The 23197-nt window shown below is 30.4% G+C and carries 24 protein-coding genes; 10 read left to right on the top strand and 14 right to left on the bottom strand.

The genetic code is table 11. From position 1 onward, the window contains the following. Nucleotides 1-43 precede the first annotated feature (43 nt). The 4 genes from Q0K54_RS12105 to Q0K54_RS12090 all read right to left on the bottom strand — a co-directional run bounded on the left by Q0K54_RS12105 (nucleotide 44) and on the right by Q0K54_RS12090 (nucleotide 2798). The gene (locus tag Q0K54_RS12105; RefSeq protein ID WP_294581588.1) at nucleotides 44-1096 is read right to left on the bottom strand and encodes an aspartate kinase; all 1053 of its coding nucleotides are present in this window, start codon (nucleotides 1094-1096) and stop codon (nucleotides 44-46) included. Then, complete coding sequence (locus Q0K54_RS12100; RefSeq protein WP_294581586.1) at nucleotides 1089-1679, bottom strand: dipicolinate synthase subunit B; 591 nt, start codon at nucleotides 1677-1679, stop codon at nucleotides 1089-1091. Before Q0K54_RS12100 ends, Q0K54_RS12105 begins: the two co-directional genes overlap by 8 nt. Next, the gene (locus Q0K54_RS12095) at nucleotides 1666-2415 is read right to left on the bottom strand and encodes an NAD(P)-dependent oxidoreductase (protein ID WP_294581583.1); all 750 of its coding nucleotides are present in this window, start codon (nucleotides 2413-2415) and stop codon (nucleotides 1666-1668) included. Before Q0K54_RS12095 ends, Q0K54_RS12100 begins: the two co-directional genes overlap by 14 nt. A gap of 65 nt (nucleotides 2416-2480) precedes the next feature. Next, a complete protein-coding gene (locus tag Q0K54_RS12090) occupies nucleotides 2481-2798 on the bottom strand; it encodes a hypothetical protein (protein WP_294581582.1) in 318 nt (105 codons plus the stop codon). Nucleotides 2799-2940: 142 nt separating this feature from the next. Here Q0K54_RS12090 and Q0K54_RS12085 point away from each other — a divergent pair, with 142 nt between their 5' ends. After that, nucleotides 2941-3465 (top strand): hypothetical protein, encoded by a 525-nt coding sequence (locus Q0K54_RS12085; RefSeq protein ID WP_294581580.1) that lies wholly within the window; start codon nucleotides 2941-2943, stop codon nucleotides 3463-3465. Nucleotides 3466-3570: 105 nt separating this feature from the next. Here Q0K54_RS12085 and Q0K54_RS12080 read toward each other — a convergent pair whose 3' ends face one another. Continuing rightward, entirely contained in the window at nucleotides 3571-4125 is a 555-nt protein-coding gene (locus tag Q0K54_RS12080) for a DJ-1 family glyoxalase III (RefSeq protein WP_294581579.1), read from the bottom strand. Between the two features lie 232 nt (nucleotides 4126-4357). Between Q0K54_RS12080 and Q0K54_RS12075 the strand changes: the two genes are divergently transcribed. Genes Q0K54_RS12075 through Q0K54_RS12065 form a run of 3 tightly spaced genes read left to right on the top strand, consistent with a single transcriptional unit; the run spans nucleotide 4358 to nucleotide 6936 of the window. Continuing rightward, the gene (locus tag Q0K54_RS12075; protein WP_294581577.1) at nucleotides 4358-4966 is read left to right on the top strand and encodes an ECF transporter S component; all 609 of its coding nucleotides are present in this window, start codon (nucleotides 4358-4360) and stop codon (nucleotides 4964-4966) included. A gap of 1 nt (nucleotide 4967) precedes the next feature. Continuing rightward, nucleotides 4968-6164: a bifunctional phosphopantothenoylcysteine decarboxylase/phosphopantothenate--cysteine ligase CoaBC gene (coaBC, locus tag Q0K54_RS12070; protein ID WP_294581575.1), complete on the top strand. Its 1197-nt coding sequence runs from the start codon at nucleotides 4968-4970 to the stop codon at nucleotides 6162-6164. Further along, the gene (locus Q0K54_RS12065) at nucleotides 6148-6936 is read left to right on the top strand and encodes a type III pantothenate kinase (protein WP_294581573.1); all 789 of its coding nucleotides are present in this window, start codon (nucleotides 6148-6150) and stop codon (nucleotides 6934-6936) included. Before coaBC ends, Q0K54_RS12065 begins: the two co-directional genes overlap by 17 nt. A 112-nt stretch (nucleotides 6937-7048) precedes the next feature. Here Q0K54_RS12065 and Q0K54_RS12060 read toward each other — a convergent pair whose 3' ends face one another. Genes Q0K54_RS12060 through Q0K54_RS12050 form a run of 3 tightly spaced genes read right to left on the bottom strand, consistent with a single transcriptional unit; the run spans nucleotide 7049 to nucleotide 9621 of the window. Beyond that, the gene (locus Q0K54_RS12060) at nucleotides 7049-7552 is read right to left on the bottom strand and encodes a flavin reductase (protein WP_294581572.1); all 504 of its coding nucleotides are present in this window, start codon (nucleotides 7550-7552) and stop codon (nucleotides 7049-7051) included. A gap of 13 nt (nucleotides 7553-7565) precedes the next feature. After that, on the bottom strand, nucleotides 7566-8978 hold the full coding sequence (malQ, locus tag Q0K54_RS12055) for a 4-alpha-glucanotransferase (RefSeq protein WP_294581570.1): 1413 nt from the start codon (nucleotides 8976-8978) through the stop codon (nucleotides 7566-7568). Between the two features lies 1 nt (nucleotide 8979). Beyond that, entirely contained in the window at nucleotides 8980-9621 is a 642-nt protein-coding gene (locus Q0K54_RS12050) for a lactate utilization protein (RefSeq protein WP_294581569.1), read from the bottom strand. 158 nt (nucleotides 9622-9779) lie between these two features. Here Q0K54_RS12050 and Q0K54_RS12045 point away from each other — a divergent pair, with 158 nt between their 5' ends. Then, nucleotides 9780-10316, top strand: coding sequence for a cysteine hydrolase family protein (locus Q0K54_RS12045; protein WP_294581568.1), 537 nt, complete (start codon nucleotides 9780-9782; stop codon nucleotides 10314-10316). 39 nt (nucleotides 10317-10355) lie between these two features. On the opposite strand, the gene Q0K54_RS12040 is transcribed toward Q0K54_RS12045, so the two are convergent. Continuing rightward, nucleotides 10356-10793 carry a PTS sugar transporter subunit IIB gene (locus tag Q0K54_RS12040; protein WP_294581567.1) on the bottom strand — a complete coding sequence of 146 codons (438 nt, stop codon included), beginning with the start codon at nucleotides 10791-10793 and terminating at the stop codon, nucleotides 10356-10358. 188 nt (nucleotides 10794-10981) lie between these two features. Between Q0K54_RS12040 and Q0K54_RS12035 the strand changes: the two genes are divergently transcribed. Further along, complete coding sequence (locus Q0K54_RS12035) at nucleotides 10982-12046, top strand: branched-chain amino acid aminotransferase (RefSeq protein ID WP_294581565.1); 1065 nt, start codon at nucleotides 10982-10984, stop codon at nucleotides 12044-12046. A gap of 38 nt (nucleotides 12047-12084) precedes the next feature. Here Q0K54_RS12035 and Q0K54_RS12030 read toward each other — a convergent pair whose 3' ends face one another. Beyond that, nucleotides 12085-13422: a citrate synthase gene (locus Q0K54_RS12030; protein WP_294581564.1), complete on the bottom strand. Its 1338-nt coding sequence runs from the start codon at nucleotides 13420-13422 to the stop codon at nucleotides 12085-12087. 204 nt (nucleotides 13423-13626) lie between these two features. On the opposite strand from Q0K54_RS12030, the gene Q0K54_RS12025 reads away from it, so the two are divergent. Then, nucleotides 13627-15996, top strand: a complete 2370-nt coding sequence (locus Q0K54_RS12025) for an HAD-IC family P-type ATPase (protein ID WP_294581563.1) — start codon at nucleotides 13627-13629, stop codon at nucleotides 15994-15996. A 122-nt stretch (nucleotides 15997-16118) separates the two neighbouring features. After that, the gene (locus Q0K54_RS12020; protein ID WP_294581562.1) at nucleotides 16119-17438 is read left to right on the top strand and encodes an amidohydrolase; all 1320 of its coding nucleotides are present in this window, start codon (nucleotides 16119-16121) and stop codon (nucleotides 17436-17438) included. A 51-nt stretch (nucleotides 17439-17489) separates the two neighbouring features. Here the strand turns inward: Q0K54_RS12020 and Q0K54_RS12015 are convergent, their stop codons facing one another. After that, the gene (locus Q0K54_RS12015) at nucleotides 17490-18002 is read right to left on the bottom strand and encodes a hypothetical protein (protein WP_294581560.1); all 513 of its coding nucleotides are present in this window, start codon (nucleotides 18000-18002) and stop codon (nucleotides 17490-17492) included. A 99-nt stretch (nucleotides 18003-18101) separates the two neighbouring features. Here Q0K54_RS12015 and Q0K54_RS12010 point away from each other — a divergent pair, with 99 nt between their 5' ends. Continuing rightward, nucleotides 18102-18548, top strand: a complete 447-nt coding sequence (locus Q0K54_RS12010; RefSeq protein WP_294581558.1) for a GAF domain-containing protein — start codon at nucleotides 18102-18104, stop codon at nucleotides 18546-18548. A 17-nt stretch (nucleotides 18549-18565) separates the two neighbouring features. Here the strand turns inward: Q0K54_RS12010 and Q0K54_RS12005 are convergent, their stop codons facing one another. Next, nucleotides 18566-18970 carry a hypothetical protein gene (locus tag Q0K54_RS12005; RefSeq protein ID WP_294581557.1) on the bottom strand — a complete coding sequence of 135 codons (405 nt, stop codon included), beginning with the start codon at nucleotides 18968-18970 and terminating at the stop codon, nucleotides 18566-18568. A gap of 54 nt (nucleotides 18971-19024) precedes the next feature. Further along, on the bottom strand, nucleotides 19025-20218 hold the full coding sequence (locus Q0K54_RS12000; RefSeq protein ID WP_294581556.1) for an Mbeg1-like protein: 1194 nt from the start codon (nucleotides 20216-20218) through the stop codon (nucleotides 19025-19027). Nucleotides 20219-20471: 253 nt separating this feature from the next. Here Q0K54_RS12000 and Q0K54_RS11995 point away from each other — a divergent pair, with 253 nt between their 5' ends. Further along, nucleotides 20472-22808 (top strand): HAD-IC family P-type ATPase, encoded by a 2337-nt coding sequence (locus Q0K54_RS11995; RefSeq protein WP_294581555.1) that lies wholly within the window; start codon nucleotides 20472-20474, stop codon nucleotides 22806-22808. Between the two features lie 6 nt (nucleotides 22809-22814). Here Q0K54_RS11995 and Q0K54_RS11990 read toward each other — a convergent pair whose 3' ends face one another. Next, nucleotides 22815-23195: a hypothetical protein gene (locus Q0K54_RS11990; RefSeq protein ID WP_294581553.1), complete on the bottom strand. Its 381-nt coding sequence runs from the start codon at nucleotides 23193-23195 to the stop codon at nucleotides 22815-22817. Nucleotides 23196-23197: the final 2 nt, after the last annotated feature.

Raw genomic sequence — 23197 nt, 5'->3', positions numbered from 1 at the left:
ATCTTCTTTAAATATTGTAACTAAATTGGTGAATATTTTAATTTTAATCGCTCCTTACAATGATATCATGTAATAAATTGATGTCTTGATGCTGGGTCCTTTCATTAATGTAATAACTGGCAGTTTCGTTTTGAGAAACAATGGCAAAACGGTCGAGAAAATTACGATAAATTTCATCTTTGTTCAACCCACAGCCGACAAAATGAATTTTAGTATAATTTCCCATTATCAAATATGGAGTCTTTAATTTTGAAAGATTCTCTTTTTTTATAAAATAATCTTTTCCAAAATGATCATGAAAATACTTTCGATCTTGATTATCAATCACCGTTTCAAATCTAATTAGATGATAGTCAAAATCGATTGCCATCGTTCTAACATTAAGATCATCATGGTTGATTAAAGTACCAATTTTTTCATTACTATAACTACGAAGCATAATTTTAAACTGATCAATTCTATTAGCTTCAGCTAATGCTTTAAATGCGATGATTCCTGATTGGTACTTAACAAGATCTAAAACTTGAAAATAATTGATATGCGACAATAATTTAGGATGATCAATAAATTCTGGATCACCAGTATAAATACCCCCAGCTTCACTGTATAGATAGACCCGGTCTAGTTTTAAGCGTTTAGCTAAATAGATAGCAGTATAATCACTATCACCTGGATCCAGGATTCTTATCTCCCCTTGTTCATTAATTCCCTGAAAACCTGGAATTATCAAAATATCATATGTTTCAAATAGTTTTTTTATACGTGCTTGATTAATTGCTACTAATCGCTTTTTCCTTGTTTTTAATCCAATTTGGTGACAAGAAAGTGAGATTGCTTTTAAATTAGCATTTTTTAATCTGCTTGACAAAATAACACTGCTGATAGTTTCACCACAGCTAACAATACGACTAGCCTCATCGATTGTCAGGTTATTAGCTAAAGTACTTAATGTTTTAGTAGCATAAGGACCATTTTTCATAGCACTGACAACGACAATCAATTTATTTTCTTGATGTTTTTTAATAATTTCAATTACTTTAGCAATAGTCAGGTCATTTTGCAGTGCAGTTTCACCAAATTTTAAGACCTCAATCATTTTTTGTCCCTTCAAAGACGGGTTGAATTTGCTTATGATTTAAAGCATTGATCAGGGTTTGAATAACTAAGGTTTCATCAAAAATCATACTGTTTGGTTTTTTGATACAATCATCTTGGTATAACGGTACTAAATAAAAATTCTTAGTATTTAGCATTTGCATAATATTTTTTCCTGAATTACTTAAAGCATCATTTGTTGAAATTGCCAAAACAACATTATGATTATTCCTTAAAGTTGATTTACAAGCCATTGTTACAGCATTATCATTGATTCCGGTTGCCAATTTAGCTAAGGTATTAGAACTACAAGGCATCACCAGCATTATATCTAAAGGAATTTTTGGCCCAAAAATTTCACTATTAACTACATTATTTATCACTGGTCGTTTAGAAAGTTGTTCTAATCGTTCAATCAGCTCATCAGCCTGATTAAACCGAGTATTACATGTTTCTATTTTTTCTGAAATAAAAATGTATAATTCACAATTTAATTTTGCCAATGTTTCAATAACTGATAAGGTCTTTTTTAAAGTACAAAATGAACCGGTGATTCCAATTCCAATTTTCTTATTTTCCAGCATAACTATTTACCATCCTTTTAATTACATCATATAAAATCTTGCCACTACTTAAATAAGCATATTTTGTTGGTAACTTAGTTAATAGATGATAATTAGTATCCCGGTCTATCTTTTTTACACCATAAGGTTTAGATGCTAGATCATAAATTTGACAAGAAGGATTTTTGGTTGTTAAGATTTTTCTTGTTAAAACAGGATATGGAATAGTATTGATGATAAAATCATATCCTTTTAAATTTAAATGCTTTAAGCTTTGATAACTATACCCCTCTTTAATAACTTCATCATAATGATGATTATCGCGATTGGCAATAGTAATCTTAGCATCAAAACTACTTAATTTTCCAGCTAAGTCTTTACCACAATGACCATAGCCTAAAATTAATATTTTTGAATTTGCCAGCGAAATATTATTATCAATGATCATATAAGCTATCAACGCTTCATCACAAATTAAAGTATTTTGGCAAACAAATTTTTCATCTCGATACAAGTAATCATACGTGAATTCTTTTAAATTACTTAAATAATTAAGTCGCTGATTTTTCAACAATGTTAAAACTATAGCTCCTCTTTTAAAATCACAGCCTTCAAAACCTTGACCATCTTTACCTAAATACACGATATCACAATTTGAAACTTGCTGGATATCATCGATGATTTGATACCCATCATTTTTGAAGATAGTCTTTAAACACTGCACCCGACTATCGTTTCCATAAATATAAACTATCATATTCCACCTCTATAGTATAAAATATGATAATTATCTTAGTTTGTTACTAAGTTGATGGAAATCCATCAACTTAGTAATTCAAAACCCATTTCCTCAGTCAACATTGATAGTATTAATTCAATTCGTGGCTCCAGCTGGGTTACTGCCTGAGCAATAACAGTTTTTTCGTCATTCAACGCTGTTTCTTCTAATAAATAAGTCAGTTCAACATTGAATAGTTCTTGAAAAAAATCATCTTCAGCAATTACTAATAAATTAAGTTCCATTTTTTGCCTAGATAAACGACAATAATTTAATTTCATTCGTGCACTGATATTAGTTTTATTTTCGAGTCTCCTTTCATCGTTTAAATGTGTTTGCATCTTGGTTAGTTTTAATCGCATAAAAACACCTCCTTAATATCATTTAAACCTATAAATTAAACTTTTCTTTTTTTATCATCATTTTCATAAATAATTATCTACTAATAAATTAAAAAGTTATGTTAAAATAATTAAAGTTAATAAATGATGGTGGAGGCAGTCGATGTATTTAATTATCTTTTTAATAACAATATTATTATCATTGAAAACATCCTGGACCTATAATAATTTTACGTATCTTTCATACCAGGAAAATTTGCGAATTTATTATTTAATTTGGATTACTATTCTTTCTTTTTTTCTATTATTTAAAGTTACTAAGTTATTTAAGAAAATAAATTTCAATATCTATCAAATCAAATTACTTACTGGTTTTAGTTTTTTATCGATGTTAATTGGATCATATCTTCCATATTATCCTGAAAGTAATAATATCAGTTCCTATCTACATGTTTTACTATCTCTAACTGCTATCATTAGTTTATTATTGATAATTTATTTTTTGATCAAAAAGATATACTATTTTGATTTTCAATTATTTCAAACAATGATCTCATTATTTTTCTGGCAGTTATTCGTCATTATGATGTTTATAGTAATGTTTGGAAATATAAATACAATTATTGAACTGTTTGTTATTGGAGTAATTTTATTTGATCTTGCCAAAATAGAAAAAAGTGTGAGCTAGCTCACACTTTTTTGCAAAGATTTCATTTTAAATTTAGCCATTATAATTATCATTCCTTGCAAACGATATTATACTCTAAATTCTAATTAATGAAAAGAGATAAAGTTAAATATTTTTTTCTAGATAGCTATATTGCATACCATCTCTAATTTCACTATTATCATATCCTAATTCTTGTAATAACGTATATGCAAATGCCAAAGCTGCTGCTGGTCCTTTACCAGTAACAATATTCCCATCAACTTGAACTAGTGCTTCTTGATAATTGGCACTTGTCAATTGTTGTTCAAAACCTGGATAACAGGTTACAGTTTTACCAGAAATAACACCGGCTTTTTCTAATACAATTGGTCCAGCGCAAATAGCACCAATAATTTTATTTTCCTGATTAAATTTTTTAACTAATTCAATGACGTTTGGATCATCGCGAAGATTAGTTGCTCCAGGCAAACCACCAGGAATAACGATCATATCATAGTCATCAAGATCATGGTCATATACTTGATCCATAGTTATTTTAATTTGATGAGCACTAGTAACTACATCTTTAGCCATGCCAACCATGGTACATTCAACATTAGCTCGACGCATTACATCAACTGTACTTAATGCTTCTAATTCTTCAAATCCATCATGAAATAAGACTGCAACTTTATTCATTTTATCAAACCTCCTGCTTTTATTTTAACACCAACTATGAGTTAGAGGCAATTTAATTTAACTAGATATTTACTGATATAGCTGGTTATTTAATTGAATTCTTTAGTAAATAGTAATATAATATCTTTGTTCTTATCTAGAGACTTAATAGTGACAAGACACTAATTATTTGACATAGATAGAACAGATTCTATATTAACACCGTATCTAAACGAACGGTAGTGGAGGTTACATGAAAAATAGAAAAATAAAGAATTTAGTTTTGTATGCGATGTTTATTGCCATCGAAATGTTATTAGTCTTTATTCCCTTTTTAGGCTATATTCCTATTGGCCCATTGCGTGCAACAACATTACACATTCCAGTTATTATCGCCGGAGTGACCTTAGGAAAAAAAGGTGGAGCTTTAATTGGTCTAGTTTTTGGATTATCAAGTCTTTTTTATAATACTATTAATCCAACAATTACCTCATTTGTTTTTTCACCATTTATCAGTGGTAATTTACTAAGTGCCCTAATTGCCATCGTTCCTCGAGTACTTATCGGTTATATTGCTGGAATTATTTTTGAACAATTTCAAAAAGGCCAATTAAATGATAATATTGGAATTATTTTAGCTGGAATTGCCGGATCATTAGTTAATACTATTTTAGTCTTAGCTGGTATCTATTTTATTTTTGGTCAAAGCTATGCTACAGCTATTAATCAAGATTTCAATCTTTTATTAACATATTTAATTGGTATTATTTCAACAAATGGAATTATCGAAGCAATTGTTGGCACGATTATTGCTTTTATTGTCTGCCAGCCATTGTTAAAATATACTAAGAAAGGATATTAAAATGAAAACAATTATTGTTGGAGTAAGTGGCAGCATTGCTGCTTATAAGGCGTGCGATCTCGTGCGGACATTAAAAAAAATGAACTATAATGTTGAAATCATTATGACTGAAAATGCCACTAAGTTCATTAGCCCCCTAACTCTTGGAGCTTTAGTAAGTAAGCCGGTTTTAATTTATGACTTTGATGACGAAGGATATCAAATTAAACATATTAAATTAGCAAAACAGGCTGATTTATTTGTAGTGGTACCAGCAACAGCAAATATTATTGGAAAAATTGCTAATGGAATTTGTGATGATGTTTTGACATCGACATTTATTGCTGCAACCTGTCCTAAACTAATTGCTCCAGCAATGAATGTTAATATGTATGATAATCTCGCAACGCAACGCAATATTGAACGTTGTAAAACTTATGGTATCAAATTTGTTGAACCAGGTTACGGTTTACTAGCCTGTGGAGATCTTGGGCGTGGCAAATTAGCCGATTTGGATGATATTATTACCATGATTGAATATTGTTTAAGCGCTAAACCACTGAAAAACAAACGTGTTTTAGTAACTGCTGGCCCAACTCAAGAAGCCATCGATCCTGTTAGATTTATTACTAATCATTCTAGTGGTAAAATGGGATATGCAATCGCAAAACAGGCTTTCTTGTTAGGAGCTAAAGTTACGCTTATTAGTGGTCCCACAAACTTAAAAGCAGCTTATGGAATTAATAAAATTGATATTATTTCAGCTCATGATATGTTTGAAAAAGTTAAGGAAAATTATCAAAAACAAGATTATATTATTAAAGCAGCAGCTGTTGGTGATTATCGAGCTAAAGAAGTTGCTGAAAATAAAATTAAGAAAAAAGAAGAATCTTTAGTTATTGAAATGATTAAAAATGATGATATTTTAGCTTTTCTAGGAGCTAATAAAACTCATCAGATAGTTTGTGGATTTGCAATGGAAACTGAAGAATTGATCAAACATGCTAAAGAAAAGTTCATTAAGAAAAATTGTGACTTGCTAGTTGCCAATAATTTAACTGACCAAGGTGCTGGTTTTAAAAAGGATACTAATAAAGTTACTTTGATAAGTGCTGACCAAATTGAAGAATTGGAATTGATGTCTAAAGATGATGTTGCTAAAACCATCTTAACAAAATTAATCAAAATACAGGAGGATAAAAATGCTAGTAGTAATTGATATCGGTAATACCAACATTACTATGGGACTTTGTGATGATAATCAAATAGTTGGTAACTATCGTTTAACTACCAAAACAGAACGAACTTCCGATGAATATGGCTTTATGTTATTAAGCTTTTTAAACGCTTCTAATATTCAATTAGAACAAATAGAAGATGTTATCATTGCATCAGTAGTTCCTAAAATTATGTACTCTTTTAATAATTCAATCAAAAAATATTTTCACAAAGAACCAATTATTGTCGGACCAGGAATTAAGACTGGAATTAGAATCAAAATTGATAATCCTAAAGAACTAGGAGCCGATCGTCTTGTTGATGCTGCTGGGGCTTATTATATTCATGGTGGCCCTTGTTTAGTCATTGATTTTGGAACTGCAACTACTTTTGATATCATTAATGATCAAGGTGATTTTATTGGGGGAGCCACTGCCCCTGGAATTGGTATTAGTATTAATGCTTTATCTAGTCAAGCTGCCAAATTACCGGAAATTGAAATAAAAAAACCAAAAAGTATTATTGGTAAAAATACAGTTACAAGTATGCAGGCTGGTATTGTTTATGGTTATATTGGATTAACTGAAAACATTATCTGTGCTTTAAAAGATGAATATGGTGATAATTTAAAAGTTATTTCTACTGGTGGTTTAGGTCGAATTATCTTTAATGAAACTGATTTAATTGATGTTTATGATCCAGATCTAACTTTTAAAGGTTTGAAAATTATTTATGATAAATATAAACAAAGTCAAATAAAAAATCAAAAGTAATTGTTATTCAAGTTTTATAAACGGAGTGATTCTTTTAATCTCTTCGTTTTTTTATTTAAGTAAAAACTCCTCTAGTTAATAATACTAAAGGAGTTTAAATTTACTATTAATCTTATGTGTTTTGATATGCTTCAACAATCTCACCAATATATAAATAATGATAGTCATGTTGTGGGTAATTCTGCTTATCAAGCTTTGAATCGATAAATGCATCAGGTTCAATCTTTCCACGATATAATTTTTTACAAATAAAACACATCGTACCTTGTTTAAAAGTTGGCTGATCAGCAACATATTCTACTTCAAAACCAGCCTCAGCAATTTTATCCCCATCACGGCCTGATTTTGATCCTAAAAGACCCAGCTCTTTTTTATATCCTTTAAAACAGGTAATAGTGAAATAATCAGAATTATCAATAAATTCACGGGTATATCTTTGAGGTCTGATGTAAACTGTAACCACATTTTTGTTCCAAATAACACCAACGCCACCCCATGAAGCAGTCATCGTATTAACCTGATCACCATTTTTTGCTGATATCAATAACCAATCTTTACCAATCATTTCAAATGGATTAATTTTTATTTCACTAAGATCAATTTTTTGATAACTCATTTTCTAAACCTCCTTATTTGTTTTTTAATTCCGTAAATAAAGCCAAACCTTTATTTACGAGTTCAATATCACTTACACGATAAGCCCAATTTGTATCGTTAACAGTACCTGGTATATTGAATCTTTCGTCATTATCAACTTCTAATAAATCCCAAATTGGAATAATGACATCACTAGCCGTTGAATGCAGACAATATTTTAAAACAGCTCGATTAGCTGGTAAGCTATCACCAACTATTTCTAAAAGTTTAGTATAATTTTCTTCATTTAAACCTTTAACCCAACCCAAAATAGTTTCATTATCATGAGTTCCTGAATAAAAATATGAATTATCTAAATCATCATAACCATCATCAAGCATAAATTGGAAAACTTTCATCCCCTTTAGATGATAATGATCTTTTAATTCGATAACTTCAGGACGAAGATAACCGAGATCTTCAGCAACTAATTCTATTTGTCCTAATGAGTCATAAATCGTATCAAACAAGGCATAACCAGGTGCATAACACCAGTGACCTTCAATGGCAGTTTCAGCTGTTGCCGGGATTTTCCAATAAGAGTCAAAAGCCCTAAAATGGTCGATTCTAGTAATATCAAATATTTTACTTGCCCAACCAATTCGTTCAATCCAGAATCTAAATTGATGGGTTTCCATATAATCCCAATCATATAAAGGATTGCCCCAGTATTGACCAGTAGGGCTAAAATAATCAGGTGGTACTCCCGCAATACTGGTTGGATAGCCTTCTTCATCTAATAAAAAGGATTTATTATCTAGCCAGACTTCAACTGAGCCATGGTCAACATAAAAAGGCATATCTCCAATGATTTTAATGCCCTTTTCATTAGCATAAGCTTTTAGCTTGAACCATTGTTGATAAAAAATAAATTGGACAAATTGATAATAACCGATTTGATCAGTATATTTAGTCAAATTCACTCGATGACTTTGAGGGTAATTTTTATATTCTTCTGGCCAGCTTGCCCAATCATAAGTATCATTTATGTAGGCAAATGTCGAAAAAATAGCATAATCAAATACCCATGAACATTCTTTTAAAAATTGATGATAATTGCTATCTGGTTTAAAATTACGATAAGCTTTTTTCAAATATTCTCGTTTAAATTTCCGTACTTCATCATAGGGTACTTTTTTACTTTCTTGATGAAACTTCGGTACTGATTCCAATAGCCCATTGGAAACTAAAAAATCTAAATTAATGTATATCTCATCACCAGCGTAAGTACTAACAGCCCGATATGGCGAATTAGCTTGAGTCGATGGATGAAATGGCAGTATTTGTAAATAATTTGCACCACTAGAAACCAAAGAATCTATAATATTATATGTAGTTTGACCTAAATCCCCTACTCCATGATTAGATGGAAAACTAGATAAGGGAAATAAAATACCTGTATTCATCTTAATATCCTAAATCCTGATCAACAATTACGATCTTGATTCTTCCGACATTTCCTTGATATCCAAGTTTTACATAACTGCTACAGATTCTATCAGGTGACAAACAATCCATGCATTCTCCTTTTTTGGTGCATGGTGTCTTCTTATTCAGTCTGACTGCATTAGCTGGAGCGCTAACTTTTCTAATATGATTAATAGCTTCAGCTTCATTTTCAAATACCTTATTTTTACCCGCAATTACGATTACTTCTTTTGGTCCATAAATCATTGCAGCTACACGATTTCCATTTCCATCAATATTATATAAACATCCATCAGTCGTTAAAGCATTAGTACTAGTAATAAATAAATCACTGGTAAAGGCTTTTCTAAATATCTCCTGCATTTGATCTCTAGTTAGCCCTTCTTGATAACGATCATAAAGAACAACATCACTTTGGTGAATCTGATCGATTACCCCGGTATCAAACAATGTCATAGAACCACCTAAAGTGACTGTCTTTTGATTACATAAATATCTTTCAAGATAATTATGCAATTGTTCAAGATTATCGACAAATGTTAATTGCATATTGTGACGTTCAAATGCTTTGATCATCTCATCTTGTTTGATCTTAATAATACTTTGTAAGTTCTTATCCATGATAAATTTCCTTTCTATCTTTTGATATTTATTATATTATTAAAAAAGCTTAAAATCAATAAAGTTAAGTTTTGACGACAGACATTTCATCATATTTCTAAACTTATTTAGATTTACATTAAAATATTAGGATGTTAAAATTAATTAAGGAGGTTAAAATGAAAAAATTATTAGTAGTTGTTGATTATCAAAATGATTTTGTATCTGGAAGTTTAGGATTTAAAGATGCTTTATCAATTGAAGATTATTTAGCTGATCTGATTGAAAAATATCATCAAAATAATGATGATGTAATTTTTACTCTTGATACCCACCAAACTGATTACTTAAATAGTCAAGAAGGTAAAAATTTACCAATAACTCATTGCATTGAAAACAGTGAGGGCTGGATGTTATATGGTAAAATAAAGGATTTGGCTAAAAATGATTATCAAATCAAAAAAGAAACTTTTGGCTCTTTAGCCTTAGGTAATTATTTACAAGATAAAGATTATCAAGAAATAACTATTACTGGCGTAGTTTCTAATATTTGTGTCATATCAAATGCTATCATTATTAAAGCTGCTCTACCAGAAGCCAAGATCATCATTGATTTTAAAGGAATAGCTAGTAATGATTTGTCGTTACAACAAAAAGCTATTGATATTATGAAAAACTTACAAATGGAAATAATAAATGAAAAAGAGCCTTTTTAAAAGTGAACCCCATTATTTGGCTATTCAAATAATGGAGGTTCATTTTAATTTAGGCTCAATGATTTTACCAGTAATATGGTAATGATGACGATAAGCTAGGCTTCGTTTAATACGTAAGAGATTTTCTTCACCAGGAAAACAAACTGGGTTAGCTGGATTAAGTTGATATAAATTTATAATATCTTGACCATCGCAGATTATCTCTTCTAATCTCATTAATCCATACATTTTAGGTGGCAACAAATAGATTGGTATATGGATATCAGCGGTTTTAAGATATTGTTCAACATAGATTTTTAAATGTGGACAGCACATTATTATATCAAAGTTATCTTTGATTTCATCGATGATTGCAAATGGATAAAATTCAACCATTACCTGATCTTGTAAATTTTTTTCAATAACCTCTTTTTTCATTCTTTCCGTCACATAACTAGATGAAAACCCGCCTCCACAACAAATTAATATTTTTAGCATAAATCAGACTCCTTTTTTACAATTTTAAAAAATTTTATTACTAATGACAACATAAAGATAATTATTTCTATAAAAAATTTTTATTTTGCATTATTTTAATTGTTTTGCACCATATTTATCAAAATTCTATCTTGTCACCTATTGGAAATAAGAGTATACTTAGAATAAACTAAGGGGGTTATTAGATAATGGAAATTAAAATTGAAAGAGCAAAAACTCTAAAAGAAAAACCAGATCAAAATGCTCTAGGGTTTGGTAACTATTTTACCGATCATATGTTTATGATGGATTATACTGAAGGAGTTGGATGGCATGATGCTCGTATCGTCCCTTATGCACCTATTCCAATGGATCCTGCAACAATGGTTTTACACTATGCACAAGAAACATTTGAAGGGTTAAAAGCATATCGTGATCCTGATGGTAATATTACACTATTTAGACCAGAAATGAATGCACGAAGAATGATCAACTCAAACAAACGTATTTGTATGGCTGAATTACCAGAAGACATGTTTGTTGAAGCAGTTGAAGCAATCGTTAAATATGAACAAGATTGGATTCCTACTGCAAAAGATACTTCATTATATATTCGTCCATTTATGTTTGCCAGTGAAGCAGGTGTTGGAGTTCATCCTGCAAAAACATATACATTTGTAATTATTTTATCACCAGTAGGAAATTATTATCCTGAAGGTGTTAATCCAGTTAAGATTTGGGTTGAAGATGAATATGTACGTGCAGTAAAAGGTGGTACTGGATTTACTAAATGTGGTGGTAACTACGCTGCAAGTATTGCTGCTCAAGTTAAAGCTGAATCTCATGGATATACTCAAGTTCTTTGGTTAGATGGTGTTCATCGTAAATATGTTGAAGAAGTTGGTACTATGAACGTTATGTTCGTAATTGATGGAAAAGTTGTTACGGCACCTCTTGAAGGATCAGTATTACCTGGTGTTACTCGTGATTCTATCATTCATATCTTAAAAGATTGGGGATATACAGTTGAAGAACGTGAATTAAGTATTGATGAATTGATGGAAGCTGGTCGTAAAGGTACATTAACTGAAGCATTTGGTACTGGTACAGCTGCAGTAATTTCTCCTGTTGGACAACTTTATTATAAAGGTGAAGAAGTAGTAATTAATGATTTTAAAACTGGTGATTTAACTCAAAAATTATACGACACATTAACAGGAATTCAATGGGGTCGTTTAGAAGATAAATACGGTTGGGTTCGTCACATTAAATAAAATAGATTAAATAAAAAAAGAAGCGCTCGCTTCTTTTTTTAACGCTTATTAATTGGAACATACTCATAAGTTTCGCCAACATATTTAGCTGCCGGACGAATAATCTTATCAGCATATAATTTATTTTCAATATTATGAGCCAGCCATCCTACTGTTCTACCAACAACAAACATTAAGGTATATAACTCTCTTGGAATTGATAACATATCATAAATTAATCCACTATAAAAATCGACATTAGCACATACATGAATCTTTTTATGTGTTTCAATTGCTTTAATTGCTGCTTTTTCAAAACGATGATAGAATTCAAATTCGGCAGTTCTTCCCTTTTCAATCGCTAATTCTTGACATTGTTTACGTAAAATTTCACAACGTGGATCACTAATAGTATAGACAGCATGACCAATTCCATAAATTAAACCACTTTGATCATTAAAATCCTTATTTAAAATTCTTTCAATAATCATGTCAATCTGTTCATCACTAGCATCTAAACCAATTTCATCAATGACTAGAGACATCTGATTCATTACCGCTAGATTAGCACCACCGTGTCGTGGCCCTTTTAATGAGCCAATCGCTCCTGCAAAACTTGAATAAATATCGGTTCCAGTTGAACTGATAACTACATTAGTAAATGTTGAGTTATTTCCACCACCATGATCAGCATGAAGCACTAAACACATATCTAATACTTCAGCTTCTTTTGGAGTGAACTTTTTATCGTCACGTAATAAATATAAGATATTTTCAGCAATAGACAAATCATGTCTAATTTGATGAATATAGAGACTCTGTTTATCAAAATAATGCACTTTGCTTCGATAAGCATAACAGACAATTGATGGAATCTTCGCTATTAGATTTAATCCTTTATACATTGTTTCCGCTGGAGTCGTATTATCAGGATCATCATCGTACGAATAGAGCATTAAAACTTCCTGCTGTAATTTATTCATTAAATTTTGGGAAGGAAAACCTAATATTTTTGATTCGAGATAATGTGGTGGTAATTCATATCTTTGAGAAATTTCTTCTTTAAATTTAGCCAATTCTTCTTTATTAGGTAAGTATCCAAATATAATTAAAAAACAAGTTTCTTCAAACAAAAATCTTTGATGAGGCTCTCGTTTGTTAATGATATCTGATACCGCAATTCCCCGATAAAACAATTCACCACGACAATCTACTTTGTTGCCATTTTCCCATTTATACCCAACAACATCAGCAATTTTAGTTAAGGCAACTAAAACACCTGTTCCATCTTCATTTCGTAATCCCTTTTTTACATCATATTTAAAATATAATTCATTATCAATTCGATTATGACCATCTTTGGCCTTTTCAATGAATTTATCAATAAATTCACTCATATCTACACCTCCTAAAAATGTGGGTAAAAACATTATAGCACTTATTATAGTGATTGTATACAATTTATTGTTTTGTATACAATCTTTATCTTTTAAAATTTTCTTATTTATAATAAATATTTTTGAATAATTATGAATAAACTTATGAATTTATTGTTAAATCAAAACATTTACGATAAAATAATATTATTAAAGGAGAATATTATGGAAATAAATGGTCATGAATATAGCGGATTAACTACTGATGAAGTTAATCAACGAATTAATGAAGGAAAATATAATAAAATAGATAATAAAATCACTAAATCATATAAACAAATTTTTTTGAATAACACCATTACTTTCTTCAATTTATTGAACATTAGTTTATTTGCTTTAATTGTTTTTGTTGGTTCTTATAAAGACACCCTATTTATTTTTATTATCATTATTAATACTATTGCCGGTATTTATCAAGAAATTAAAGCAAAACGAACCTTAGATCGCCTATCAATTTTAACAGCTACCCACATCGATGTAATTCGTAATGGTGAAATGCATGAAATTGAAATTGATCAAATCGTAATTGATGATTATATCGTTTTATCAACGGGTATGCAAATTCCAGCTGACTGTACTTTGATTGATGGTCATATAGAAGCAAATGAATCATTACTTACTGGTGAATCAGATGCTGTTTTAAAACTTAATGGTGATAAACTATATTCAGGAAGTTTTGTTACTTCAGGGCGCGGAATCTGTCAAGTAACTCATGTTGGTGAAGATAGCTATATGAATCAAATCACTAAAGAAGCTAAAAGATTAAAGAAACATAATTCTGAATTAAATCGCTGTCTTGATAAGATTTTAAAATGTATTAGTATTGTTATTTTACCAATTGGTGTTCTTTTATTTTTAAAACAATTTTTCTATGCGCATCAAACTTTTGAAAGTGCGGTCGTCAGTACCGTAGCGGCTATTTTAGGAATGATTCCTGAAGGTTTAGTTCTTTTAACTAGTGTTGCTTTAACTATCAGTATTTTACGACTTGCTAAGAAAAAAACCCTAGTTCAAGAATTGTTTTGTATTGAAACATTAGCCCGTGTTGATGTTTTATGTTTAGATAAAACTGGTACACTTACTGAAGGAACTATCAAAGTAGAATTTGATATTAAAGTTAGTGATGTTGAATTAGATGAAATAGTTGGAAATTTAATGTATTCGTTAGATGATGATAATGTTACCTCAAAAGCATTAAAAGAACATTATCCTATCAAAACAACATTTGATCCTTGTTTTGTAATTCCATTTAGTTCTGATCGAAAATATAGTGGTACTTCTTTTTATAATCAGGGTACTTATTATCTTGGTGCTTATCAATTTTTATTTCCTGATGGTCATGTCTTATTAGATAATCGCTGTAAAGATTATGCCAATCAAGGATATCGGGTATTAGTAGTAGCTCACAGTAATGAAATTATGTATGATACTTTCCTACCTGATGATTTAAATCCCTGTGGTATCATTATTTTAAGTGATGTAATTAGAGAAGATGCCAAAGAAACTTTAGCCTACTTTTATGATCAGGAAGTTGATTTAAAAATAATTTCTGGTGATGATCCGATAACTGTCTCAGCCATAGCTAAACGGGCGGGTTTAAAAAAAGCCGATCAGTTTATTGACACAAGTATGCTTAAATCACCAGAAGAATTAGAGGAAGCTGTAAAAAATTACTCAGTTTTTGGTCGCGTTACGCCACAGCAAAAAAGACAGATGGTCATTGCTTTAAAAAAATTAGGCCATACAGTTGCTATGACTGGAGATGGAGTTAATGATGTTCTAGCGTTTAAAGAAGCCGATTGTTCCATTGCTATGGCTTCTGGAAGTGAAGCAGCTAAAAATGTAGCTAATTTAGTCTTGCTTGATAATAATTTTGATGCTATGCCGCACATTGTTGATGAAGGACGGCGGGTTATTAATAATATTTCGATGTCTGCTTCGATGTTTTTAATCAAAACCATCTTTTCAACCTTACTAGCAATATCAACGATTATTTTTGGCCAGGCCTACCCATTTGAACCGGCACAGCTTTCAGTAATCAGTGCCTGTGGTGTTGGGATTCCCGCTTTCTTTTTAACATATGAATCTAATTTTAATCGAGTTTCAGGCAATTTTTTAGAGAAAGTTTTAAATAATGCCTTTCCATTTGCTTTTACTATTGCAATAGGCTCTACTTTGATAACTAACATTGGATTAGCCCTAAATTATAATTCTGAGATGTTGTCAACGATTTGTATTTTATTTACAGGCTGGAATTATACCCTTGCTTTATTAACTATTTATCGACCTTTAACGCTATATCGTAAAATCATTATCTATGCCACTCAATTCTGTTATTTTGTTGCTTTAATAATAGGTCAAAATATTTTAGAACTAACCAATATCAGTTTCAACTGGATGGTAGTATTATTAGCGTTAATTGCATTTTCTTCAATTACTGTTGATATCGCTCGATATTTATTGGCACTGCTAAAGAAAGTTTATCGATATTTATCAAAACGCTATCATCATAAATTATTTAAGGTTAAGAGTTAAATTTCTTAACCTTTTTTTTGTAAAATGTTAAAATGAATTTAGATAAATAAATGTGGATAAATATATATGAAAGGAGAGGCAATTAATCATCGTTAATAATACGATTAATTGTGATTAATAGTATGTATGAAAAAATAAAACAATTAGCTAAAGAATATCATTTAGAAACTATTGAAACCAGACGTGATTTTCATAAATATGCTGAAAGAGGGTGGCTAGAATTACGTACTGCTTCAATTATCGCCCGTAAACTTGATGATCTAGGCTATCAGGTATTAGTAGGTAAAGAAATCATGCGAGATGAGGGGCGCATGGGATTGCCGAGTAAACGGATTTTTACTATCAACTATAAACGGGCTTTATCCCAGGGAGCTGATCCCTACTATCTAGAAGAAGTTAAAGATGGCTTTACAGCGGTTGCCGGAATATATCAAAATGGTCCGGGACCGGTTGTGGCAATTAGGTTTGACATTGATGCTTTAAGCATTGATGAAGATGATTCTCAAGAGCATATCCCAACTAAAGAACATTATAATTCTTGTAATCCAGGTGCTATGCATGCTTGCGGTCATGACGGTCATGCTTCAATGGGATTAACCGTTGCTAAAATTTTAATGCAGATAAAAGAGCATTTACATGGAACAATTAAATTAATATTCCAGCCAGCTGAAGAAGGTGTTCGTGGCGCTAAAAGTGTATGTGAAAGTGGCATTTTAAACGATGTTGATTATATTTTTGCTGGGCATATTTGGGATTATGATCATGATAATCATGATACCGATATTTTTCTAGGAATGAACGAAACTTTTGCAACGACTAAATTAGACGTTATTTATCATGGGGTTTCCTCACATGCTGCAGGAATGCCTCAATTTGGTAAAAATGCCCTGCTATCAGCCGCATCATGTATTTTAAATCTACACTCAATTCCGCGAAACAGTGATGGATGCACTAGAATCAACGTCGGAACGATTCATGCTGGAACTGGTAGAAATGTTGTTCCGGAAACAGCTAAATTAGAAATCGAAGTCCGTGGTGAAACAACCGAATTAAATACTTATATGGAACTTTACGCTCGTGATGTTATCAGAGGAGCCGCCTTAATGCATGATACCATTGTTGAGGTCAAGGAAATGGGTAAAGCTTATTCACTTGAATGTGATCAAAAAATGATGGATATCATCCGCCATGTCTGTCAAGATCATTTAAAAGATATACGAGTTGCTAAAAAAGATTTGAGTCCTTTAGATGGTAGCGATGATTTTTCCTATATGCTGGCAACAGTTCAAGCTCATGGTGGAATTGGAACATATATGAAACTTACAACTGATCTAGCAGCTGCACCACATAATCCAACTTACGATTTTAATGAAGAAGTTTTATTAAAAGGTCCAATTATTTATAGCAGTGTTGCCTATTATTTACTAAGTAATAATAATTAATTTTTTGCAATATACTAAAAGGGTAGTTTTTCTACCCTTTTACTACTTTATTTAAAAGAATTTCATAAAATCATCTACAAATGAATCAATTCCATCTTTGAAATCATTTTTAAACTCATCAAATTTTGCTTTGCTTTCATCAATAATATTGTCAACTTCATCATCATTTGCTCGATAAATATTTGCAGCATACTCTTTTGTTGTAGTTGCCAGCTCTTTGATTCGGTTAGAATCATCAACATTTCCAGTTTCAGCAGCTCGCTGTAAAAAGCTAGCTCGTTCGTAAATATTGATTGCAGTGTCTTTATCTTTTACATTATCAATATTTTCATTAATATAACTGATTGCTTCACTAACATCTTCTTGGCTAACAGTATAATCATTGTTAAACTGTTGGTCAATTCTATCATCAACAGTACTTAAATCGTCAGTTGTTTCCATTGAACTATTTTCTTGATCATCAGTGTTATTATCATCTGTATTATTACTTGTACAACCACTTAAACCAAAGCTTAAAGTTGAAATCAAAGTTAATGTAAATAATAGTTTAATAAATTGTTTCATTGAAAATCTCCTTTTTATCAATCTATTATTATTTTAACCAATTCTTAATTTTTTAACCTTAAATAGGTAAAATAATGTATAATAAAGACGGTGATGAAAATGATAGAACAACAATTAGATAGTTTATTAGAAGATATTAAATATGAAATTTCTCTTTTATCAAACGCAGCAGCTTTTATCTTTGAAACATTTGATGATATTTCATGGGCTGGATTTTATCTAAACCAAGATGATCATCTAATCTTAGGACCGTTTCAAGGTAAAACTGCATGTACGATTATTCCTTATGATCGTGGGGTTTGTGGTGCTTGTGCTACTAATCAAAAAGTTTATCGTGTAAGTAATGTTCATGAATTCCCTGGTCATATTGCTTGCGATAGTGCTAGTAATAGTGAGATTGTTTTACCAATGATCATTGATAATCAGTTATTTGGAGTACTTGATATCGATTCTACTAGTTTAGATCGTTTTGATGAAGCTGATGAAAAATTACTAGGAAAATTAACTGATATAATTATTAAACATCTAAAAAGACTAAAAAAATGATGCCCTGGCATCATTTTTTAACATTTTTTATCAAATTTTTGTGAGCATTTAGGACACGTAATTGTAATTTTACCACGACCTCTAGGTACCCTAACCATCTGCTTGCAATTAGGACAAAGAAAATATTTGTGTTGTTTATCATGATGATTATTTTTCAAAATTAAATAGCGTTTTTTTATTGGACTAGTTATTGCCAAAAACTTTTCATTTTCCTTGCGACGTTGATAAATATTTCTTGAATAAGTTCTAAAAATTTCAAATATTAATAATACCCAAACTAGCCAGGCAATAATTTGACTATTAACTAAAAAGATATTAATGAATATTAAAATAATCGCAACAATCAAGATAAACATATTTAATTGATCGGAACCATAACGCCCAGCCATAAACCGATATAAAGCATCTTGTATTTTTCTCATTTTAACCCTCTTTTCAAACTATAAGCTATAGTATAATAATAAAATATTAACATTCTATGAATTATCTTCAGGATTATGAAGATGATATAATTTATAAAAGTTGGTACTTTCAGTTATTAATGTTTTAAAAAAAAAGATTACAGCATTACGACTTTCATCATCTAAGTTAGTAAGTTGTTTAATTAATGAAAATAAATCACTAAATGATATTTTAGTAAGATCATCTATTGTTTTTATTCCTAAAGAATCTAAAGTCGTAAAAATTGTTTTAATGGCATTTTCTCGTGTTTTTAAATCAACTTTATCTAACCAGCTATCAAACGCTGCACTTAAAACTTTACTATCGAAACTCATACTATCTAATACCTCAAATTTTGTTCCAATAATTTGCCATGTAAGCCCGCTATGTTGCATGATACCCCGGGCATCACTTTTAACAATAGTAATTGGTTCTAAGCTTTCAAGCATGATACCAAATACTGAATTTTCAGGTATATACTTTCTTATTTTATGAGTTACTGATTGATAATTAGTTTGTTTAATCATTGTCTGATTAAATCCAGGACCGTCAAAATTATAAACAGTAGTAATTTTTTTAGTTAATTGATTACTTAGATTACTAACAGCATAAACAGCTAAATTACCACCTTTGGAATGACCTCCAACATAAACATGAGATTTAGTAATAATATTTTTGATCCATCTTAAAATTATTTCAGGATATTTTTTAATGTCAGCCACTTTTAAAGATGATCCTAGTTTAGACAATTTGTTACTTTCAAGAATATCTTTTAAATAGTTTGTTGCTCTAATTTGTGATTCGACTGGATAGAGATATGTCATTTGAAAATCCTCTTTCCATCCAAGAATAGTATCATCAGTTCCACGAAAGGCAACAAATTGATCGTGATCATTTAAATAAAATGTTATTGCTGCAAACTGCTTGTCATTTTGATAATCTAGTTCATTAACATAATTAGCTAATTTTATCTTACTAAACCGGGAATATTTAGCACATTCTTTTAATAAAATAAGTGAGTCTTTAATAAATGAAAAACGTTGTTCATCACTATTTGATAGAAAAGACTCAGCCACATCTTTTAGCGTAATCAAATTATTTGAAGATAAAACTTGATTAAATTCAACATAAGCAATTTCTGATAAAATCAAAGCATCAATTTCATTAAAGGGATCTACTTGAAAAGATAAATCTCCACGCCATTTTAAATAGTCATAAACATTAGGCATATTAATTCCCCCTACCAAAAAAAGTATACCATAGTAAGTTACAAAGATGTATAACTTTAGATATTTATCTATGATTACTTGCATTTAAATAGGTGATAAGGTATATTATTAGTTATTAAGGCTAAAAATGCTTTAAGAAATATTTTGTTTTTATTTAGATTTATTATGATAACATATTAATATTTCAATGGTATGATATAGTATGTTAAAAATTGTTATAATAAATTAAAATAAATTGATTATGAGGTAACTTATGAAAAAAATAAACGGTTTGAATGCACAACAAGTGCAACAAAGAATTGCTGAGGGAAAAGTAAATACTGCGATTAAACCTAAAGTAAAAAGTAATTTTCAAATTATTATCGGTCATGTTTTTAATTTATTCAATGCATATAATTTTGTTATTGCAGTTGCTTTAATTGCTGTTAAAGCATATTCAAGTTTGTTTTTTGTTGTAGTAGTTGTATCTAATACGTTTATTCGTGCACGACAAGAAATAAGATCGAAAAACATGGTTGCCAAGTTAAATTTAATTGTCTCCCCTAAAACCAAAGCTATTCGTGATAGTCAAGAGATAATGCTTGATAATGAAGAATTGGTTCTTGATGATATTGTCCGTTTTGAAACGGGAAATCAAATTAGTGCGGATTCAATTATTATTGAAGATTGTGTTGAAGTTGATGAATCTTTATTAACTGGTGAAGCTGATCCAATTTATAAACAACCTGGTGATCACTTGTTATCTGGAAGTTTTATTTTAAGTGGAGCCTGTTATTGTCAAGTAGAACATGTTGGTAAAGATAATTATGCCAATAAGATAACTGATCAGGCTCGAACTAGAAAACCTGTTGATTCAGTTCTATTAAATACATTTAATAAAGTAACTAGATATACTAGTTACTTAGTTTTGCCACTAAGTATTTTAATGCTCTATCAAGCCTATGTAATTCGAAATCAGGATATTACCAGTACTATTGTTAATACAGCCACAGCCCTTTTAGGAATGCTTCCTAAAGGATTAGTTTTGCTTACGAGTGTTTCCTTAGCGGCCAGTGTGGTTAAATTAGGAAAATCAAATACATTAGTACAAGAAATGTTTAGCATCGAAACGCTTTCGCGAATTGATGTTTTATGTCTGGATAAAACTGGAACATTAACGGAAGGGAAAATGGAGATTGAACAAGTAATTGAATTAGACAATCCCTTAAAGCTTGATTTTCATCAAGTCATGAGCTCATTTGTTGCTGGCTCACTGGACAACAATGTAACCTTTAAAACTCTCAAAAAATATTTTACAGGTGAATGTAAGTATCAAACGCTAGATCGAATTGCCTTTTCATCAGCTAGAAAATGGTCTGCAGCAACTTTAGAGGAAATTGGAACTGTTATTGTCGGTGCTCCAGAAATTATTAAGCCTACTTTGCAATTAGATGCTGAAATTGTCAAAATGCAAGAAAGCGGTGCTAGAATCTTACTAGTTGGTCATCATCCAGATCTAAGCACTATTGCTGATACATTAAATGAAACAATTCCACTTGGACTAATCGTTATTAGAGATCCAATTCGCAAAGATGCTCACTCAGCTTTAAAATTTTTTAGCGATAACGAAGTTACTGTTAAAGTTATCTCTGGCGATAATCCAGCGACAGTTAGTGCCATTGCAATGCAGGCTGGTGTTGCTAATGCTCAAAATTATATTGATGCTTCAACTTTAACAACTGATGAGGAATTAGAAGATGCCATTTTAAATTATAATGTTATTGGTAGAGCTAGTCCGTTTCAAAAGCATCAAATGATTTTAACTTTACAAAAGCATCAGCTTAAAGTAGCGATGACTGGCGATGGTGTTAATGATGTACTGGCGTTAAAAGATGCCGATGTATCAATTGCGATGGGAAATGGTTCGGATATTGCCAGACAGATTTCACAATTTGTTATCATTGATGGTAAACTTGATACTTTAGTTGAAGTAGTTAGAGAAGGACGCTTAGTAATTAATAACGTTACCCGTTCGGCTTCAATGTATTATCTTAAAACAATTTACACTATTTTATTATCAATATTATCGATTTTATTAAATATACCATATCCATTTATTCCATTCCAAATGACATTGTTGGATATGTTTATCGAAGGTTTCCCTTCTTTTATGATTTTATTTGAACGAAATATTGAAAAACCTAAAGAATCAATTGGCAATCATGCTATGCGCTTTTCTTTACCAAATGCCCTTGTTATTGTTTTATCAGTAGCTACAATTCGTCTATTAGATAGTGTACTTAATATTTCTTTACCAGAAACATTTACGATATTGTATTTTACTACAGCGTTTATTTCTATTCATATGATTTATCGGATCTACAAACCATTAAACTGGTATCGTGGAGTTGTTCTGGTTATTGATATTATTGGATTTATTTTATCTACACCAATTTTCTGGCCATTATTGGAAATGCATCCTTTAAACACTAAATTAATTATCATAATTTTAATAACTATAATTATTTGTATTCCAATTTTAGTCTTGATTACTAAAAAGGTTGGTCGTTATCTTGATCAAAAAAATGAAGATGAAAAAGTGAGAAATTAGCCTAAGCTAAGATCTCACTTTTCTTGTTTTATTAACTGAATCTAATAGTCTTTGATACGCTTTAGCTATAGATACTTCATATTCTTCAGCAAATAAAATAGTCTGATCTTTTAAAACAATAACTAAACAATAATTAATCCGTTTGTTATTTTTCCAATTTAATAATGAAACTTGATCAAATAACATCAATCTAACAATTTCAGTATTTTCTTTTAATAAATCAATTTCTCCATATTTAATATCAACTATATCGTCATAGGAAAAATGTTGACTTTTAAAAAGCCCATCTACCGAAAAACTATCATCTTTGATATTTAATGTATACATTGCTCTTTTACGATATGCTTCAATACCACCGATATAATTTAAATTATATTTATATGACACTG

The sequence above is a fragment of the uncultured Thomasclavelia sp. genome (genome assembly GCF_944324745.1).
Classification (GTDB): domain Bacteria; phylum Bacillota_I; class Bacilli_A; order Erysipelotrichales; family Coprobacillaceae; genus Thomasclavelia.
The sequence above is the reverse complement of the archived record's forward strand: the minus strand, read 5'-3'. Positions and strand labels throughout refer to the sequence as shown.

Coding starts and splice junctions, on each gene's coding strand:
- Q0K54_RS12005 (WP_294581557.1), bottom strand. CDS start 18,970: ATGAGAAAAATACAAGATGCTTTATATCGGTTTATGGCTGGGCGTTAT.
- Q0K54_RS12095 (WP_294581583.1), bottom strand. CDS start 2,415: ATGATAGTTTATATTTATGGAAACGATAGTCGGGTGCAGTGTTTAAAG.
- malQ (WP_294581570.1), bottom strand. CDS start 8,978: ATGAATACAGGTATTTTATTTCCCTTATCTAGTTTTCCATCTAATCAT.
- Q0K54_RS12060 (WP_294581572.1), bottom strand. CDS start 7,552: ATGAGTTATCAAAAAATTGATCTTAGTGAAATAAAAATTAATCCATTT.
- Q0K54_RS12040 (WP_294581567.1), bottom strand. CDS start 10,793: ATGCTAAAAATATTAATTTGTTGTGGAGGCGGGTTTTCATCTAGTTAT.
- Q0K54_RS12090 (WP_294581582.1), bottom strand. CDS start 2,798: ATGCGATTAAAACTAACCAAGATGCAAACACATTTAAACGATGAAAGG.
- Q0K54_RS12105 (WP_294581588.1), bottom strand. CDS start 1,096: ATGATTGAGGTCTTAAAATTTGGTGAAACTGCACTGCAAAATGACCTG.
- Q0K54_RS11995 (WP_294581555.1), top strand. CDS start 20,472: ATGAAAAAAATAAACGGTTTGAATGCACAACAAGTGCAACAAAGAATT.
- Q0K54_RS12010 (WP_294581558.1), top strand. CDS start 18,102: ATGATAGAACAACAATTAGATAGTTTATTAGAAGATATTAAATATGAA.
- Q0K54_RS12065 (WP_294581573.1), top strand. CDS start 6,148: ATGCTAGTAGTAATTGATATCGGTAATACCAACATTACTATGGGACTT.
- Q0K54_RS12075 (WP_294581577.1), top strand. CDS start 4,358: ATGAAAAATAGAAAAATAAAGAATTTAGTTTTGTATGCGATGTTTATT.
- Q0K54_RS12015 (WP_294581560.1), bottom strand. CDS start 18,002: ATGAAACAATTTATTAAACTATTATTTACATTAACTTTGATTTCAACT.
- Q0K54_RS12025 (WP_294581563.1), top strand. CDS start 13,627: ATGGAAATAAATGGTCATGAATATAGCGGATTAACTACTGATGAAGTT.
- Q0K54_RS12030 (WP_294581564.1), bottom strand. CDS start 13,422: ATGAGTGAATTTATTGATAAATTCATTGAAAAGGCCAAAGATGGTCAT.
- Q0K54_RS12020 (WP_294581562.1), top strand. CDS start 16,119: ATGTATGAAAAAATAAAACAATTAGCTAAAGAATATCATTTAGAAACT.
- coaBC (WP_294581575.1), top strand. CDS start 4,968: ATGAAAACAATTATTGTTGGAGTAAGTGGCAGCATTGCTGCTTATAAG.
- Q0K54_RS12045 (WP_294581568.1), top strand. CDS start 9,780: ATGAAAAAATTATTAGTAGTTGTTGATTATCAAAATGATTTTGTATCT.
- Q0K54_RS12080 (WP_294581579.1), bottom strand. CDS start 4,125: ATGAATAAAGTTGCAGTCTTATTTCATGATGGATTTGAAGAATTAGAA.
- Q0K54_RS12085 (WP_294581580.1), top strand. CDS start 2,941: ATGTATTTAATTATCTTTTTAATAACAATATTATTATCATTGAAAACA.
- Q0K54_RS12035 (WP_294581565.1), top strand. CDS start 10,982: ATGGAAATTAAAATTGAAAGAGCAAAAACTCTAAAAGAAAAACCAGAT.
- Q0K54_RS12050 (WP_294581569.1), bottom strand. CDS start 9,621: ATGGATAAGAACTTACAAAGTATTATTAAGATCAAACAAGATGAGATG.
- Q0K54_RS12000 (WP_294581556.1), bottom strand. CDS start 20,218: ATGCCTAATGTTTATGACTATTTAAAATGGCGTGGAGATTTATCTTTT.
- Q0K54_RS12100 (WP_294581586.1), bottom strand. CDS start 1,679: ATGCTGGAAAATAAGAAAATTGGAATTGGAATCACCGGTTCATTTTGT.